Consider the following 17,663-nt stretch of genomic DNA (forward strand, 5'->3'; position numbering starts at 1 on the left):
TAATAAACTTAGAATGATACAGAGGCACCTACCAACACTGTTCTCGGTGTAGGATAACGTCCGGTATCCACACCCGGATAAGTCAACGGAGCTTCGGGAGAAGAACCGCTATAGCCGGTGATATAGAACAAGTTCTGCCCCGTGATATACACAGACGCATTTGTCATGCCCACCTTAGACACCCAGTTAACAGGTAATTTCCAATTCAAAGTTAATTCTCTCAAGGCCAGATAATCCCCTTTTTCATAGAATCTGGAACTTCTATCATTAACAGAAGTAATATCGCTACCCTTCGTATCACGATAAATATTTTTCTTGTTGGTAGAGTCATCATAATAAGATTTCGGCAGATTGGTATTCGTATTCTCTTCCGTCCAAGTCTTCAGTCCTTCCTTAATTATATTCTTGAAACCAACAGACTGTCCCAAAGAACGCATAGCCACCATATTCAGAATAGTATGTCCCAAAGCAAAATCAAACCGTCCGTATAAAGACACACTCTTATAAGAAAGCGTAGTAGAGAAACCACCTGTCCATTTAGGATAAATATTACCTACTTTCACGCGGTCCAGCTGGTCTATTTTATGGTTTCCATCCAAATCCGCCCACAAAACATCACCCGGTTCAATGGGTTTTGTCAAACCATACTTCTTTTTATCGGCATCACTTACGTTAGGTCCATAAAGTCCGGCAATCATATCAATATAATCACCTGCCATGGTATTCACCTCATTCCAATCACTAAGAATCTTCACTTGCTTATAAGCATAAATATCTCCCATGGTATGCCCTTCCTGATAACCGCCTACCCAAATCACCTGTTGTGTTTTAGGGTCAAAAACCTGAGTACCGCCCTGGCGGTTGTTTTCGTTTCCATTATAAGGAAGCTTAATAATCTTATTATGTACCAATGAAGCATTAAAAGAGAAATCCCAGTTAAAGCCTTTCGGATTACGAATCAAGCTTAAGTTACCTTCCACTTCAAAACCGGTATTACGAAGACTTCCCAAATTTGTTTTGAAAGAATCAAAACCGGTATAGCCCGGCAAATTAACATTAGTCAGCAAATCGGATGTGGTACGGTTATAATAATCCAATATCAAATTATAACGATTATCCAAGAATCCCAAATCCAGCCCCAATTCAAAAGATTTACTCTTTTCCCATTTCAATTTTGAGTTAATCACTCCCGTATTCAAGATACCTGTCGTTCCATTATAAGCAGTCTGCTTATCATAAACTCCATACACATCATAATTTCCAATGCCGTTTACATTACCGTTGATACCGTAAGAGATACGGGGTTTCACAGTAGATACTACTTTTGCCAGCTCACTATCCTTAAAGAAAGCTTCCTCGTGAACATTCCATCCGGCAGACACACCGGGGAAGAAGCCCCAACGGTTATCCGACAATTTAGAAATACCGTCATAACGCATCACAGCAGTAAACAGGTAACGCCGTTCGTAATCATAAGTCACACGTGCAAAACCGGAAGCGATACGATATCCCTGACGGTAAGAATAAGACCACATATTATCACGGCCGGAAACATTCAATGTCGGTATCTGGTCGAAAGGAGCACCATCGGCTGTGCCTTTATATTGCAAATATTGATTTTCAAAGTATTCACCTCCCACCATGGCAGAAACATTATGCTTCTCTTTAAAAGTATCGGTATATTCCAACTGCAAACTATGCTGTTGCTGAATAGTACGTGTATATTCGAAAGAGGCTTTACGCTGCGTATTTTCATTCCAATAGTCACGATACGCCTTATCAAAAGTTTCTTTCGTATAATCTGAATAATATAACGAGCTGTTTTCTCTCAAATACAATTTATCTTTAATCAACTCAAGATCGGCACCAATATTCAGCGTAGTGCGGCGGGTATTGTTTTTATTAGTCAACTTATCGAGCCAATACAAAGGGTTACCATCTCTTTTACCATAACCATAGTTGGGCGAACCATCCGGCAGGAAAGGATTCCATGTCGGTTCCACACTCTGTAAACGTTCGAACAAGTCAGCCGTATCATCATAATACAATTGCGGAGCTTCTGAAGTAGAGAAATTCACCCCTCCCTTGATATTCAAGATAGGCAATACTTTATAGTTACCGTTCAATGTACCGCTAAAACGTCTGTACTGAGTACCTTTTACAGTACCATCTTCCGAGTAATAGCCCAACGATGCAGCAAAAGTACCTTTTTCATTACCGCCGGTAAAGTTCAGATAGTGGTCTTGAGTGAAGGCAGGATCTTTATATACTTCATCTCTCAAAGTAGTGCCATAATCTTTAAACACAATTTGCTTGCCCGAAATAGGGTCAGTCATTTGTCTCCATCCGTCCTGCAGTAAATCTTCATTGCCATCCAGGTATCTGATAGAAAATTGTTCAGGGTTATTCTGACCGTACACAGCACCATAACCGCGCATACCATCAATTTGTGATAAGCTACCACCCGAATACTGACGTCCCAAACGTCCGTATTTAATGTAGTTTTCGGCATCCATGTATTCATATCCTTTGCGGGCAAAGTTCAGACCACCCTTAAATTTATAAGAAATCTGGGCAACCCCCTCTTTTCCTTTCTTGGTCTGCACCAAAATGACACCGTTATTGGCACGGGCACCATAAATAGCAGTCGAAGCTGCATCTTTTAATACTTGGATTGACTCGATATCCGCTGGATTGACATCATCCATCGAGCGAACAACTCCGTCTACTACCACCAGCGGACTTCCGGCAGATTCGATACCGGCACCACCACGCAGTACGATAGTGGGCGAACTACCCGGAGCACCGGATGTATTTGTCACCCGCAAACCACTGACAGACCCCTGCAATGCCTGTGCCGCATTAGCAATCGCTGCATTTTCGAGTACCTTATTATCCATTTTTGAAATAGCCGTAGTCATAGTAGAGCGTTTTTGCTTCACACCATATCCCACAACTACTACCTCATCCAACACCTCAGTATCTTCTTTCAACACCACCTTGTAATGGCTCTGTGCGCCCACCACAATTTGCTGTGATTTGTAACCAAGAAAACTCACTTCAAGTTTTGCTCCTTCCGGAACTTGAAGAGTAAAGTTACCGTCTACGTCAGTTATTGTACCATTTGTTGTGCCCATTTCCAGAACACTTGCCCCGATAATCGGTTCTCCGGTAGCATCTTCCACCGTTCCCGTTACCGTCTTTGCTTGTGCTAATACACTAATTGAGAAGCATAAGCACATCATTAAAAAGAGAGCCTTCTTCATGAATCTCAGATTTAGTTGATAATTTAATGTTTAAATAAATAAGTTTAATTAATCGTCAGTCTCAAAACAACCATATAAGCAAATATTTTAATCTGCAAGGCGAATATATACTCGCATTTTTAATATATACAATCTACAAAACAAACAATATCATTTATTAGCGTTATTTTTTAAGAAAAAGCTAAATAATAAGAGACTTTTTCAAAAGTTTCATAATGGAATAACTAGAAAGAAGAAAAAAGGTTCACAGAGGGAAAGTATTATTTAGAAAAAACCTCCTGACAGAAGTCTGTCAGGAGGTTGCTAAATTCGTACACCCGATGAGAATCGAACTCATATCGTCGGAACCGGAATCCGGTATTCTATCCATTGAACTACGGGTGCGTTATTTTAATGAACGTGCAAAAGTACAAAATATATCTTCTTTCTCCTAATAAAAAACAGATTTTATGAAGTAAAATGATATTTTGCTCGTTAATTTAAGCATAAAACAATCAATTTGACTATATTTTCGGTCAAAACAATAACATTATCACAAATAATTTCTATATTTGCGAACTATTAAAATAATTAGAACAATATATAATGAGTTACCTTATTAAACCTGCCAACTATAAACCTTTGCTGGATTTAAAGCAAACAGAGTTGGGCATCAAGCAAATAAAGGAGTTCTTCCAGCAGAACTTATCATCAGAGTTACGCCTTCGTCGTGTGACGGCCCCATTGTTCGTTTTGAAAGGAATGGGTATCAATGATGACCTAAGCGGAACCGAACGTCCTGTTTCTTTCCCAATCAAAGACTTAGGAGACGCACAAGCAGAAGTTGTTCACTCACTTGCCAAATGGAAAAGACTTACTTTGGCAGAATATAATATCGAGCCCGGATACGGAATTTATACTGATATGAATGCTATCCGTGCAGACGAAGAGCTGGGCAATCTACATTCACTCTATGTCGACCAATGGGACTGGGAACGAGTGATTACCAAAGAACAACGCAACGTCCATTTCCTGAAAGAGATTGTCACACGTATATACGCAGCCATGCGCCGCACTGAATATATGGTATGTGAAATGTATCCGCAAATCAAACCGTTCCTGCCCCATGACATCCATTTCATCCATTCGGAAGAATTGCTGCAGATGTATCCGGACAAGACTCCGAAGGAACGTGAACACGCTATTGCACAAAAATACGGAGCCGTATTTATTATTGGTATCGGATGCCGGTTAAGCGATGGAAAAGAACACGACCTCCGTGCACCAGACTATGACGACTATTCTACAGTCAACCCCGAAAATAATTTGCCGGGATTGAACGGTGACCTATTGGTTTGGGACAAAGTACTCGACCGTTCAGTGGAACTTTCTTCAATGGGTATCCGTGTAGACAAGGAAGCACTGCTTCGCCAACTGACTCTGAGCGGACAGGAAAAGCGTAAAGAACTCTATTTCCATAAACGCCTGTTGGAAGGCACACTGCCCCTCTGTATCGGAGGCGGTATCGGACAGTCACGTTTGTGTATGCTCTACCTGCAAAAAGCACATATCGGAGAAATTCAAGCCAGCATTTGGCCTGAAGAAATGAGAAAAGAATGTGCACAACTGGGCATGCAACTCATTTGATAATCAATCAGCCCTATTTTTAAGCACGAATCGGCCGGATTCGTGCTTTTTATTTGTCACATTTACAAAATACGCTTATCTTTAGGGCATGTTTTAACTAAAAAGGAATTAGAATGAACGTACAAATAGAAGAAAGCTGGAAGCAACATTTGGCTCCTGAATTTGAAAAAGACTACTTCGTGAAACTTACTAACTTTGTAAGACAAGAATATCAGACTACCACTGTCTACCCTCCCGGAAGATTGATATTCAACGCTTTCAACCTTTGCCCTTTTAACAAAGTGAAAGTGGTAATTATTGGGCAAGACCCCTATCATGGCCCCGGACAAGCGCATGGCCTTTGTTTTTCGGTAAATGACGGTGTTCCTTTTCCACCTTCCTTGCAGAATATTTTCAAAGAAATACAAAGCGACTTGGGAACTCCTATCCCCACCACAGGAAATTTGACACGATGGGCTAACCAGGGAGTGCTGATGCTCAACGCCACACTGACAGTACGCGCACACCAGGCCGCTTCGCACCAACGCCAAGGCTGGGAAGAATTTACCGATGCAGCTATTCGAGCATTGGCAGAAGAAAGAGAAAATCTGGTATTTATCCTATGGGGAGCTTATGCACAGAAAAAAGGAGCATTTATCGACAGAAACAAACACTTAGTACTGGCATCCGCACATCCGTCACCCCTATCAGCATATAACGGATTCTTCGGAAACAAACATTTCAGCCGAGCCAATGAGTATCTGACAGCCCATGGGCAACAACCCATACAGTGGTAGACTTCTCTATCGTTTTAATACCAAGTAACCGAGCTGCCCGTATTACTACGCTGGTCCCATTTCAGTGCATCCGTCAGCAAGTTCGAAGCTGCACGGATACTGAAATTATAAGAAGTAAACGGACCGAACACCAAACCACAACTCATATTGAAACAGTGCAAGTCACGGCTGATATTCACCGTTGTCATAGACATCTCCTTAGTATTAAAGTCATAACCCGAAGAACAGTTGATATTCCAACGGCTGCCTAATTTTATATTACCCGACACATTCAGTGAATGACTGACCGCATAAGGATAACGCATACTCTTCTTATTAATTTCCTTCGACCTGTCTTCACTGATGCTGTAGCTATAACTCAAACTCAGAGACCACGGCATCTTGAATGCCATATACCCATCCGTATCCACAGCTGCAGCTTCCGTCTTGCGCAAGCCGGATTTATCCTCGTCTTCCTTTTCAGTATTTTCGTCATCATATTGATCAAGCGCCTCGTTGTCATTCCCTTTATTCTTATCTTTCGAGTCCTTATCATCCTTCGGACTGAACCACTTCTTCCATGTATCATTATTCAATGTGTAAGAGAAAGAACCGCTATATCCTTTAAAACGTCCAAAACGTCCATAAGACCATTCTGTACGGTCATTATCTACCACATTTCCGTTTTCATCAAACTTATACCCATACGTAGCAAACGATGTATTCATGCTGAAAGTATAACTCTTTGTCAGTTTCAAACGCAGATTCATGCTCAAGTCACTCCACGGACGAGTTTCAGCCGCCGCATTATAAGTAAGCGATGCCGATAACTGGTCAATGAGACTCACCTTCTTTATGGAGTCATTAGCCGTTTTCACCTTCATTTCCACATTATTATCCAGTGCGAAAGTAAAGCTCTCCGACTTTCCTTTACCCGGAGGTGAGAATGACTGACCGGCAAACGGTGAATATTCCACAGTGCGCACCTCTCCATTCTCGTCCGTATATTGATACGTTTTGTAATATCCATAATGAGAAGCCCCGAAATCAGGAGCATAATTGACAGAAACAGACGGAGTCATGACATGGCGGATAGCATCAATCCTATCACCAAACAGTTTCTTCCAAGGCTTATACATACCATACAGTTTAGTATTCACCTGAATACCCATTCTGTAATCATATACACGGCTAAACCCATTGATGGTATCCCGCTTCACATTTCCGACAGCATTAGGATCATAGCTTTGCTCAATCTTGCGTGTATACCAACGTTCGGTATAATTGAATGAAGGCACCACATTAAAGTATTTGAACAGAGTGAAAGTAGCGGAAACCGGAATATTATGTTGCATACCATTATTCCATTTACTGATACCCTGCTTCAGAATCAAATTATCTTTTGTATTGATACTATTGGTCAAATGCCCCGTATACTGAAAAGAAATTTTCTCATACCAGCGTTCGTCTCCGGCACCGTTCTTGCGTTTGAAAGGATAAATACGGTTCAAAGAAATATTCAAGTCGGGCAATGTGACATTAATAGATGAGTCTTTCGTATTCTGAGAAAGGTTGAACGTACTCGACAGGTTCAAACCGATTTCGGGAAAGTTGCGCGAATAGCTCACACTTGATGTCTTGGTATTATTTGAGTATTGGTTAGGATCATACAAACTGCTGATGCTCCGGCGGTCGTAACTGCTGGTAGCAAAATTCACATTGGCAGAGAATGAACTGTTCGGGCTTGCTTTTGCATCCTGACGATGGCTCCATGAAAGTTTGAAGTCCTTCGTCACACTATAGTCCGGCATATTTTTCTCACCGGTCTTGGTCACCAAATAACTGGCATTAAAGTTGCCGCTATATTTATACCTCTTATTATAATTGGACTGTGCAGAAAGCCCCCATGACCCTTTCGTAAAGATTTCACCCAAAAGCTTCAAATCCATACGGTCACTGATGGCAAAATAATATCCGCCGTCACGCAAATAGAAACCGCGATTCATTTCATCACCATAAGTAGGCATGATGAATCCTGAAGAGTAGCTGCTGTTGAAAGGGAAGAACCCGAATGGCACGGCAATAGGCAGAGGCACATCTTCCACTACCAACTGTGCGGGTCCAAAAACCACGTTCTTCTTGGGGCGTACTTTCGCCATCGAAAGTTTCAGATAAAAGTGAGGATGATCATGCTGGTCACAAGTAGTATATCTACCGTGACGAAGATAAAGCTCATCACCCGCTCCTTTTTTAGACTCTTCACTGGTGACATATCCTTCACCCTGCTGAGTCACGATATTGTTGATAAATCCTTTTTTAGTCTTGAAATTGTAGCGCATGATTTTAGACTCGTATGGAGTCTCTCCATCCTTAAAGATAGGAGTACCGGTTTCTACGCCTACCGAATCAGGAACACCGCGGGCGTATACCGTACTACTGTCCATATTCATGGTGATTACGGCAGAAGTCAGTTCAATCTTTTCATAGTTCACCTTTCCGTCGCCATACAGATGCGCATATCCGCCTTCGGTAAATACAATGGAATCGTTAGCCTCATATACTACGGGAGCGTCCAATGGCTGTTTCTTTTTAGGTGCAACAGTATCTACCGAAAGCGTATCTACCTGTGTTGTATCTACGTTCAGGGTATCTCTACCTGATGCCGGGTTCCTCCTTCTGCGTTGTGCGCCCGAGCTTAACGAAAGCATCAGGCAGGCAAATAGTAGTAAAAATGGTATAAATCTATGTCGTTTTAGTGGCGTCATTCACAATACTTTTACGCTTTGGGGAGCAAAATTAAGCATAATCCGCCAATTATGAACTATTAAGCGGATATTTAATTTATTTTATTAGTTACTCATAAGTTTGTTATTGCCGATTTTTATATTAGTTTCGTCTCAATAAATCTATCAGAAAAAGATAGAGTATAAGATAAGATTATCACCTTTCCATCTCCCCCTATACGTGCAGATTTATATGTATATACGTGTAGCCCGATGCGTATATATGCGTAGGCTTATGCGTACGTACGTGTAGGCCTGTGCCACCGTATGTGTAGACCCATGCGTACGTACACAAAAAGACCTTGATGTTTTCAAAAAAGCTCGGGGAGTTTTTGGAAAAGTTCGGGAAGTTTTTTAAAAACATCAGCACCTTTTCATGTAGAGGCAGATGGAATCACCCCTCCCCAATCCGGTCATTCCTTCTTTTCCCTTCATCCTTACATTTTAATCAAAACACACTGGCTGTCAAATGGTTGAAGATGACAGTACATCCCTTCATCCTCGTTTCAGCCGTGCTTCCCAAGTCCCTTCACAATCTGCCTTCAAAGCACACAATGCAAGCTGTGTACTCCTACACATCTTTTCAGCCTGCCGTTTTTTGTAGGAACAGACCCGTATGTCTGCCCGGGAACAGTTCACTTCAAGCTATCGGGGCTATCAGGCGGACACATGGGTCCGCCCCTACAGTCAATGAAAGCGCTATCGAAAAAGTTAAAAAGCAATTCCCGCTTTTTACGAATGAAAGGAGGCTGAAAGAGCGGTGACGGGATGTCCCTTCATGGCCGGAAGCCTATCAACAGGACGTTTCAACGGCTAATGAAAGGAGAGAGGAAGAAACGATTCGGCTGATACGGAAGCTTTATAATAAAAAGATTTCAGCCATTTTTAAACAAGCTCTAAGTCTTATTCTATCACAAGAAACATTCACACCAATGCTTAAAGCGTATCACTCCATCTTCTCCATAGCGCGAAATGCTTTTCAACGCCTTTTCTACGCTTTTCTCTCTGTCAAGATGTGTTTTAGAAAAGAATTTATCTGCAAAACAAATAACCTGCTCTTCTATCGAAACAGGAACCATATCACGATGCGGAATCGGTAAATCCTGCTCTATGATGCTTTGTAATGACATTCCGGCCCCAGTGTGACGCTCGCAAACCAATGCATGGCGGGGATACCCTTCGTTCATCAGCAGTTCGGAGCCTAAATAGCCGTGACAAATGTATGGATGAATGCCAAAACACTGAATACCGGAAGCGTCAGTCATAAAAATACCGATGTCGTGCAACAGGGCGGCCTCTTCCAAAAAACCGGTATCCAAATGAAGTTCTGGGTGTTTGACGGCAATCTGCAACGCTTTGTCAGCTACCGAACGACTATGGGTGAGCAGAATATGTTTCAACTCGTTTTCTTCAGGATAATATTTATTAATGATAGCAAGTGCGTCCATCTTCAATTAAATTCTTATTTTTGTGCAATATTACAAAATAATCCGCATATAAACATGAAAACAAAATATCTTTTCCTTCTTTCTTTTTTGTTTATTATCAATGCTTTGTCTGCCCAGAAGGTAATAAACGGAGCCGAACAAATGGAAACTCTGCTCCCTTTGCTGGGCAGCAAACGGGTGGCATTGGTGGTAAACCAAACATCAATAATAGGCAATGTACATCTGCTGGATACACTGCTTGCCTCGAATATCAACATAAAAAAAGTATTTGCGCCCGAACACGGATTCAGGGGAAATGCCGATGCCGGCGAAACAGTTAAGAACGGCAAAGATATCAGCACAGGTATCCTCATCCAATCACTCTACGGAAAAAACAAGAAACCCACGCCACAACAGATGCAGGACATCGATGTGGTGGTGTTCGATATTCAGGATGTAGGAGCACGATTCTATACTTATATCAGCACCATGCATTATGTAATGGAAGCATGCGCAGAGAACCATAAAGAGCTGATTGTCACCGACCGGCCTAATCCTTGTGACTATACGGACGGCCCTGTTCGGATAAAAGAATTAAAAAGCTTCGTAAGCATGCACCCCATTCCTGTGTTGCACGGCTGCACTGTGGGCGAACTCGCGCAAATGATAAACGGTGAAGGATGGCTGGCGGGGAAACGGAAATGCAAGCTGACTGTCATTCCCGTAAAGGGATGGAAACACGGTGACTCTTACTCTCTTCCTGTGAAACCTTCTCCCAATCTGCCTAACGACCAGGCAATTGCGCTTTATCCTTCACTGTGCCCCTTCGAAGGCACTGCCATCAGTGTGGGCCGGGGCACCCATCACCCTTTTCAAGTCATCGGCTCGCCGGACATCCGCCTGTCTTCCTTCCGGTTCAAGCCGGAAGCTTTGGAAGGTTTTGACAAAAATCCAATGTACAAAGGACAGTATTGCTATGGAAATAACATGAAAAGCCTGTTGCCCCCTAAAGGGTTCTCTTTAAGATACGTCATAAGTTATTATCAGGAATACAAGAATATGGGAAAGGCCGATAAATTCTTTACCCGCCCTCAGTGGTTTGACATTTTGGTGGGAAACCGAAAGGTCAGAAAGCAAATCACGGAAGGAAAAAGTGAAGAAGAAATTCGTGCCGGATGGCAAAAGGAACTGGAGGAATATAAAAAGATGAGAGAAAAATATCTGATTTACGAATAAAATACCTAGCTTTGCAAACCTAAAAAACGATATAAAATGAAATATTTACTACATACATTTTACTTGCTGACAACTCTATTTTTCATTACGTCGTGCGGAGTAGACCGCAGTGGAGAGTATTACGCACTCGTGGGCGATGATATGTGGATAGAGGAAGTGATGAAACAGCACTATCTGTGGTACGACCAAATGCCCGAAATTTCTGAAAAGGATTATTTTGCCGAACCGGAGGAGTTTCTACGGAAGTTACTCTATTCGCAGGCATTGGATGGAAAGGGTGACCCATTCTCGTATGTAGAAATGAAGACCAATGTCAGCCGTTCTTTCCTCAACCAGACATCGACTTACGGATTCGATTTCGAACTCGTCACCGATCCGCTGGGAACAACTTCACACACCTATGCGCGAGTATTGTTCGTTCTTCCCGATTCACCGGCATCCGAAGCGGGGCTTCGACGCGGCGACTGGATTTCTGCCGTAGGAGATGCACAAATCAATGTCAACAACTATGGTTATCTGATTTCGGGAGGCGCTACCACATTGACCAGAAAAAGTATCATTGCCAGTGAAGGCGACTATGTTTGGACGGATGTCGACGTGCTTTCTATCGGAGCATCGCGTCCGGTGGAAGTAAATCCTTTTTATGTCAATAAAGTATTTAATGTAGACGGCAAGAAAATTGCCTACATGGTATATAACAAATTCAGTACCGGGCCCCTAGACAACGGATACGAAACAGACTACGCACAACAGATGTTGCAGATTTTCTCGGAATTCAAGAGTGAAGCTCCTGATGCATTTATTCTTGACCTCCGTTATAATCCCGGCGGCTATCTGACGTGTGCGCAAGAACTAGCCAGCCTGCTGGCTCCGGAATCGGCGCTCGGCAAACCGTTTTGCACCATGCAATACAATGATATTACAACTCCGCAAGACACAACTTATAATTTTATATCGACAACTTCGGCACAGAATCTTAATCTGAACAAACTGTATGTCATCACTTCTACTTTTACCGCTTCGGCATCCGAAGCCGTAATCAACTGTCTGCGTCCTTACATGGGTGACGACAATGTGGTCGTGATAGGTGAAACTACAGTCGGAAAACCGGTTGCCATGTCCGGCTACACCAACGATGAGATAGACTTCATCTTATGGCCGGTAGTGGCATACGTCCTCAATGCCGATGGAAAAGCGGATTATGTAAACGGCATCACCCCCGATTATAAATTGAACGAAAGAGGACTTATCTCTCCCCTCCTCCCGTTGGGCGATGAAAACGAGTTGATGCTGAGAAATACCCTCTCATTAATTACTACCGGTACAATGCCCGATGCGGAAAAGTCGGAAGAAACAGAAACCCAATCGGCAAAAGTACTTTATAACTCATTCAGCAGAAAGAAAATAAACGGCGTGCTGTTACGCTAAATACAAAAAAATTCACTCCGCTAAACAAAATAAGTCAGGCAGGTGTTATTTAGCCAAATAACCATTAAAAACCTGACTTAACAATGAAAAAAGTATTTATTGCAGCAGCTTTGGCTGCCATGATTGTTTCTTGCGGCTCCAAAGGAAATAAATCTGCCGAAATGATAGCCGAAAGTGAAAGTGACTCTCTGTTTGCAGTCAATGACAGCACTTTGGGCGATTTACAGACCTATACCTACGAAGGGGTTTTGCCGGGTGCCGATGTCTCGGGCATCAACTATCTGCTCACCCTGCAGGAAGTGGGAGAAGACTCTCTGGGTACATATAATTTGACTACCACTTACCTGGGTGCCAACAACGGGCAAGACCAGGTCTTTTCTGATAGCGGTACCGTTGTAACCATTATCGGTATCCCCAATGACAGCACCGCCATTATCTACCAACTTGTTTCGGCAGCTCCTGGCCATGAAAAGACCAATTTTGTAGCCGAAGGCGACAGTGCGCTGACCATGGTGGGCAAAGATTTCAAAAAAGCGATATCAAAACTAAACTACACGCTCAAAAAGAAGTTTTAACGAATAGCTTTGTCCGATGAGAAAATGTTCACAAAAAAAACGATTGTAGTGAACAAAAGCGTAACTCCTTCGTTTTTAGGAGTACAACAAACGAAAAAAATTAGTATTAACTTAAACAAAAACTTGACATGAAAAAATTAATTCCTATCCTTCTGGCGGTCTTTGCCTTGGTATCTTGCGAAAAAGACCCGGACATGGACAAACTGGACAATGAGTATCTGGTATTTACCAATCATGACACTAGTGCTAAATTCAACAGCTTCAGCACTTATTACGTTCCCGACAGCATTCTTGTAATCGGTGATTCTAAAGAACCGGAATACTGGAAAGATGATAACGCTCAACTGATTATCAGCGCATTCGTTGCAAAAATGGACGGCGCCGGTTATATGCGTGCATTAGACAAAGAAGATGCCGACCTCGGATTGCAATTGAGCTACGTAGCCAGCACTTACTACTTTAGCGGCTATTATAACAACGGCCCATGGTGGAACTATTATCCCGGTTATTGGATTCCCGGATACTGGGGCGGATACTGGGGAGGTGGATGGTACTACCCGTACTCCATCACTTATAGCTACAGCACCGGTTCATTACTGGCTGATTTAGTTAATCTGGGTGCACCCGAAGGAGCTAAAGAAAAACTACCTGTTGTATGGAATGCCTACATCAGCGGTTTAATCGGTAGCAGCGGAAGTCTGAATGTGAACCGTGCTACAACGGCTATCAATCAGGCATTTACTCAGAGCCCTTATTTGAAGAAATAAACAAATAAATCATTTTAATAAATTAGCAAGTTTATGAAAACTATAAAATATTTTACTTATAGAATAATGGCGGTAGCTGCCATCGCCATTGCCTTTGCTCTACCGGCAAAAGCACAAATCACTCCGATGACCTACTTTAATGTAGACTGGCAGTTCAGTGCTCCCATCAGCAACAACTTTTCAAACAAAGCAAGTGGCTGGGGTATGAACTTTGAAGGTGGATATTATGTTTTGCCCGATTTATCTATCGGTGCATTTATCAACTATCACACTAACAATGAATACATTCCGCGTCAGACATTGCCTATCAACAATTCGTCTGCACTGACCACCGACCAGCAACACTCCGTATTCCAGTTGCCTTTCGGTTTTGCCACTCACTATCGCTTCAGTGACGGTGTCTTTCAACCCTACATCGGATTGAAGCTGGGTGCCAACTATACAAAGATGTCTAGCGACTTCTACATCTACGAAGTGAAAGATGATACATGGGGCTTCTATGTATCTCCCGAAATCGGTGTAAACATTTACCCATGGCCCAACAGCATCGGTTTCCATTTGGCCGGATTCTACAACTACTCCACCAACAAGGGAACTGTGTTTAACTACGACATGGATAAACTACAAAACTTCGGATTCCGCGTAGGTGTGGCTTTCTAAAGAAAACTAAACTATTCTGTAAAATGAAAGGGTTATCCGTGCATGAAAGCAGGGTTAACCCTTCTTTTTTTATTTAATAAAATTAAATTCTGCAGAGGTTCATAATATATTAATTACATTTGTATGATATTTATTCAGCTAACACAAATAAACGTATGGAGAAATCCGATAGCATCATTATTATACCGACCTATAACGAGAAGGAGAATATAGAAAATATTATCCGGGCTGTATTCGGCCTGGAGAAGTTCTTTCATATTTTAATTATAGAAGACAGTTCTCCTGACGGCACAGCGGCCATTGTACGCCGGTTGCAGCAGGAGTTTCCCGACCGCCTGTTCATGATAGAGCGCAAGGGTAAGCTGGGGTTGGGAACTGCCTATATCACCGGGTTCAAGTGGGCGATAGAAAAAGGATATGACTATGTATTCGAAATGGACGCCGACTTCAGCCACAATCCCAATGATTTGCCCCGATTGTATGACAAATGTGCCCATGAAGGTTATGACGTAGCCATCGGCTCGCGTTACGTCAGTGGAGTAAATGTTGTAAACTGGCCGATGGGACGTGTCTTGATGTCTTATTTTGCATCGAAATATGTACGCATCATCACCGGTCTGCCCATCCACGACACCACAGCCGGATTCAAATGCTATCGTCGGCAAGTACTTGAAACCATCGGATTGGACAAAATCCGTTTCAAAGGATATGCCTTCCAAATAGAAATGAAATTCACCGCTTATAAATGCGGATTCAAAATAGCCGAAGTCCCGGTTATCTTTGTCAATCGCGAACTGGGGACTTCCAAAATGAACAGCAGCATTTTCGGCGAAGCGATTATGGGAGTTATCCAACTGAAATGGTATAGCTGGTTCCATAAATATCCTCAAAAGAAAAACTTATGAAACGTACTTGGATAAAGAATGCACGAATTGTGAATGAAGGAAAGACTTTTCACGGTTCGGTTGTAATTGAAAATGACAGAATAGCGGAAGTAATGGCAAACGGCACTCTCCCACTCCATCCCTGTGACGAGGAAATAGATGCCGGAGGTTGCTACCTGATACCCGGTGTGATAGATGACCATGTGCATTTTCGCGACCCGGGACTGACTCATAAGGCGGATATGCATACAGAGAGTACAGCAGCAGCTGCCGGAGGGGTGACTTCTTTTATGGATATGCCCAATACAACTCCACAGACCACCAATCTCGAAGCGCTGGAAGCTAAGTTTGCCGATGCCGCCACGAAAAGTGTAGTGAATTACTCATTTTATTTCGGTGCCACCAACAACAATGCAGATATGCTGCCCCAACTGGACAAAACCCGTATATGCGGTGTAAAACTCTTCATGGGAGCCAGTACCGGCAATATGCTGGTAGACCGCATGGAAGTGTTGCGCAAAGTTTTTGCCAATGCCGGTATGCTGATTGCCACCCACTGCGAGGAACAATCCATCATCAGTGCAAATACTGCTGCTTTCAAAGAAAAATACGGAGAAGACCCGGACATCAAATATCATCCCGAAATACGGAGTGCAGAGGCTTGCATGCACTCTTCTTCTCTGGCAGTAAAACTAGCCAAAGAAACAGGAGCACGCTTGCACATTTTACATGTGAGCACGGCCGACGAACTGAGCTTATTTGAAGACAAGCCATTGAGCGAAAAGCAGATAACATCAGAGGCATGTGTTTCGCATCTCTACTTCTGCGATAAAGATTATGAAACGCAGGGAGCACGCATCAAGTGCAATCCGGCCATCAAGACTGCAGCCGACCGTGAAGCATTACGACAGGCTTTGCCCACCGACCGTATCGATGTAATCGGTACCGACCATGCCCCCCATTTGCTGAAAGAGAAACAAGGCGGTGCTTTAAAGGCCGTTTCGGGTATGCCGATGATACAATTCTCGTTGGTGGCCACCATGGAACTGGTACGGGAAGGAGTACTGACCATCGAACAACTGGTACAGAAAATGTGTCATGCTCCCGCTGAATTATATCATATAGAAGAGCGGGGATTTATCCGACCGGGGTATTATGCTGATTTGGTTCTGGTAAACCCCGACAGTCAATGGACAGTCACTTCCGACTGCATCTTGAGCAAATGCGGATGGAGTCCTATGGAAGGACAGACATTCCACTCGAAAGTAGAAAAAACGTTCGTCAACGGGCATTTAGTCTATCACAACCACCAAGTGGACGAAGCTCACAGAGGAAAAGAACTGAGATTTAAACGATGATTGTACATTACAAAATACACCAGGTCAGTGAATACATAAACTGGATTTATTTCTTTCATGCATGGGGATTCCAGCCTAAATATGCTGCCATAGCCGATATACATGGTTGCGATTCATGCCGTGCCATGTGGTTGGCCGGTTTTCCCGAAGAAGAACGGTCGAAAGCTGCAGAAGCAATGCAACTGTCGAAAGAAGCCAACAGAATGTTGAATGAACTGGATGCCGATTTTGAGACGCATGGTGTTTTTCGTCTGATGGACGCCAATGCCGATGGCGATAATTTATGGTTGGACGGTGGTACACGTTTTCCTTTGCTGCGTCAGCAGGCAGCTAAACTCAAAGCAGACGAACCGTTTCTCTGCTTGAGCGATTTTATACGTCCCCTGTCGTCGGGCATCAAAGATAAAATAGGAGCATTTGCCACCACTGTGGATGCCGGTATGGAACATCTTTACGACAGAGATGACTATAAACGGATGTTGGTGCAGACCCTTGCCGACCGTTTGGCGGAAGCAACTGCCGAGAAATTACACGAAGATATCCGTAAAACGATATGGGGATACGCTCCCGACGAGAATCTTAATATAAAAGATTTACATAATGAGAAGTATCAGGGAATCCGCCCTGCCGTCGGCTATCCTTCATTGCCCGACCAATCCGTCAATTTCGTATTGGACGAACTGCTGGACATGAAACAAATCGGTATCTCCCTGACCGAGAATGGCATGATGAGACCTCATGCTTCTGTCAGCGGACTGATGTTCGCCCATCCTGCCTCGCGCTATTTCTCCATAGGGAAAATAGGCGAAGACCAACTGGCCGATTATGCCAACCGGCGCAGGATGAGTATAGAGGAAATGAAAAAGTTTCTGGCTGCCAATCTATAGATATCATAAAA

The 17,663-nt window shown here is 43.0% G+C and carries 13 protein-coding genes and 1 tRNA gene; 10 read left to right on the forward strand and 4 right to left on the reverse strand.

Translation table 11 applies throughout. The annotated features are described in order from the left end of the window. Positions 1–8: 8 nt before the first annotated feature. Positions 9–3,266, reverse strand: coding sequence for a SusC/RagA family TonB-linked outer membrane protein (locus tag IR173_RS03490; protein WP_237038284.1), 3,258 nt, complete (start codon positions 3,264–3,266; stop codon positions 9–11). Between the two features lie 312 nt (positions 3,267–3,578). After that, a tRNA-Arg gene (locus tag IR173_RS03495) sits at positions 3,579–3,650 on the reverse strand. 201 nt (positions 3,651–3,851) lie between these two features. Between IR173_RS03495 and asnA the strand changes: the two genes are divergently transcribed. Both asnA and ung read left to right on the forward strand, forming a co-directional pair. Then, positions 3,852–4,892, forward strand: a complete 1,041-nt coding sequence (gene asnA, locus IR173_RS03500; protein ID WP_237038285.1) for an aspartate--ammonia ligase — start codon at positions 3,852–3,854, stop codon at positions 4,890–4,892. A 113-nt stretch (positions 4,893–5,005) separates the two neighbouring features. Continuing rightward, complete coding sequence (gene ung, locus IR173_RS03505; RefSeq protein ID WP_237038286.1) at positions 5,006–5,668, forward strand: uracil-DNA glycosylase; 663 nt, start codon at positions 5,006–5,008, stop codon at positions 5,666–5,668. A gap of 14 nt (positions 5,669–5,682) precedes the next feature. Here the strand turns inward: ung and IR173_RS03510 are convergent, their stop codons facing one another. Continuing rightward, entirely contained in the window at positions 5,683–8,412 is a 2,730-nt protein-coding gene (locus IR173_RS03510) for a putative LPS assembly protein LptD (protein ID WP_237038287.1), read from the reverse strand. Between the two features lie 929 nt (positions 8,413–9,341). Then, complete coding sequence (locus IR173_RS03515; RefSeq protein ID WP_237038288.1) at positions 9,342–9,878, reverse strand: HD domain-containing protein; 537 nt, start codon at positions 9,876–9,878, stop codon at positions 9,342–9,344. Between the two features lie 54 nt (positions 9,879–9,932). On the opposite strand from IR173_RS03515, the gene IR173_RS03520 reads away from it, so the two are divergent. From IR173_RS03520 to IR173_RS03555, 8 genes are all read left to right on the forward strand, one after another. After that, the gene (locus IR173_RS03520) at positions 9,933–11,093 is read left to right on the forward strand and encodes an exo-beta-N-acetylmuramidase NamZ family protein (protein ID WP_237038289.1); all 1,161 of its coding nucleotides are present in this window, start codon (positions 9,933–9,935) and stop codon (positions 11,091–11,093) included. A 36-nt stretch (positions 11,094–11,129) separates the two neighbouring features. Continuing rightward, a complete protein-coding gene (locus IR173_RS03525; RefSeq protein WP_237038290.1) occupies positions 11,130–12,521 on the forward strand; it encodes a S41 family peptidase in 1,392 nt (463 codons plus the stop codon). Positions 12,522–12,604: 83 nt separating this feature from the next. Then, positions 12,605–13,096 (forward strand): copper resistance protein NlpE N-terminal domain-containing protein, encoded by a 492-nt coding sequence (locus IR173_RS03530; RefSeq protein ID WP_237038291.1) that lies wholly within the window; start codon positions 12,605–12,607, stop codon positions 13,094–13,096. A gap of 128 nt (positions 13,097–13,224) precedes the next feature. After that, positions 13,225–13,863 carry a DUF4136 domain-containing protein gene (locus IR173_RS03535; protein ID WP_237038292.1) on the forward strand — a complete coding sequence of 213 codons (639 nt, stop codon included), beginning with the start codon at positions 13,225–13,227 and terminating at the stop codon, positions 13,861–13,863. Positions 13,864–13,896: 33 nt separating this feature from the next. Beyond that, a complete protein-coding gene (locus IR173_RS03540; protein ID WP_237038293.1) occupies positions 13,897–14,523 on the forward strand; it encodes an outer membrane beta-barrel protein in 627 nt (208 codons plus the stop codon). Positions 14,524–14,678: 155 nt separating this feature from the next. After that, positions 14,679–15,428, forward strand: coding sequence for a polyprenol monophosphomannose synthase (locus IR173_RS03545; RefSeq protein WP_237038294.1), 750 nt, complete (start codon positions 14,679–14,681; stop codon positions 15,426–15,428). Beyond that, positions 15,425–16,765, forward strand: a complete 1,341-nt coding sequence (locus tag IR173_RS03550) for a dihydroorotase (protein WP_237038295.1) — start codon at positions 15,425–15,427, stop codon at positions 16,763–16,765. The genes IR173_RS03545 and IR173_RS03550 overlap by 4 nt, the downstream gene beginning before the upstream one ends. Beyond that, positions 16,762–17,652, forward strand: coding sequence for a vitamin B12 dependent-methionine synthase activation domain-containing protein (locus IR173_RS03555; protein WP_237038296.1), 891 nt, complete (start codon positions 16,762–16,764; stop codon positions 17,650–17,652). The genes IR173_RS03550 and IR173_RS03555 overlap by 4 nt, the downstream gene beginning before the upstream one ends. Positions 17,653–17,663: the final 11 nt, after the last annotated feature.

It is taken from the genome of Phocaeicola faecalis, assembly GCF_021730445.1.
Lineage (GTDB): Bacteria > Bacteroidota > Bacteroidia > Bacteroidales > Bacteroidaceae > Phocaeicola > Phocaeicola faecalis.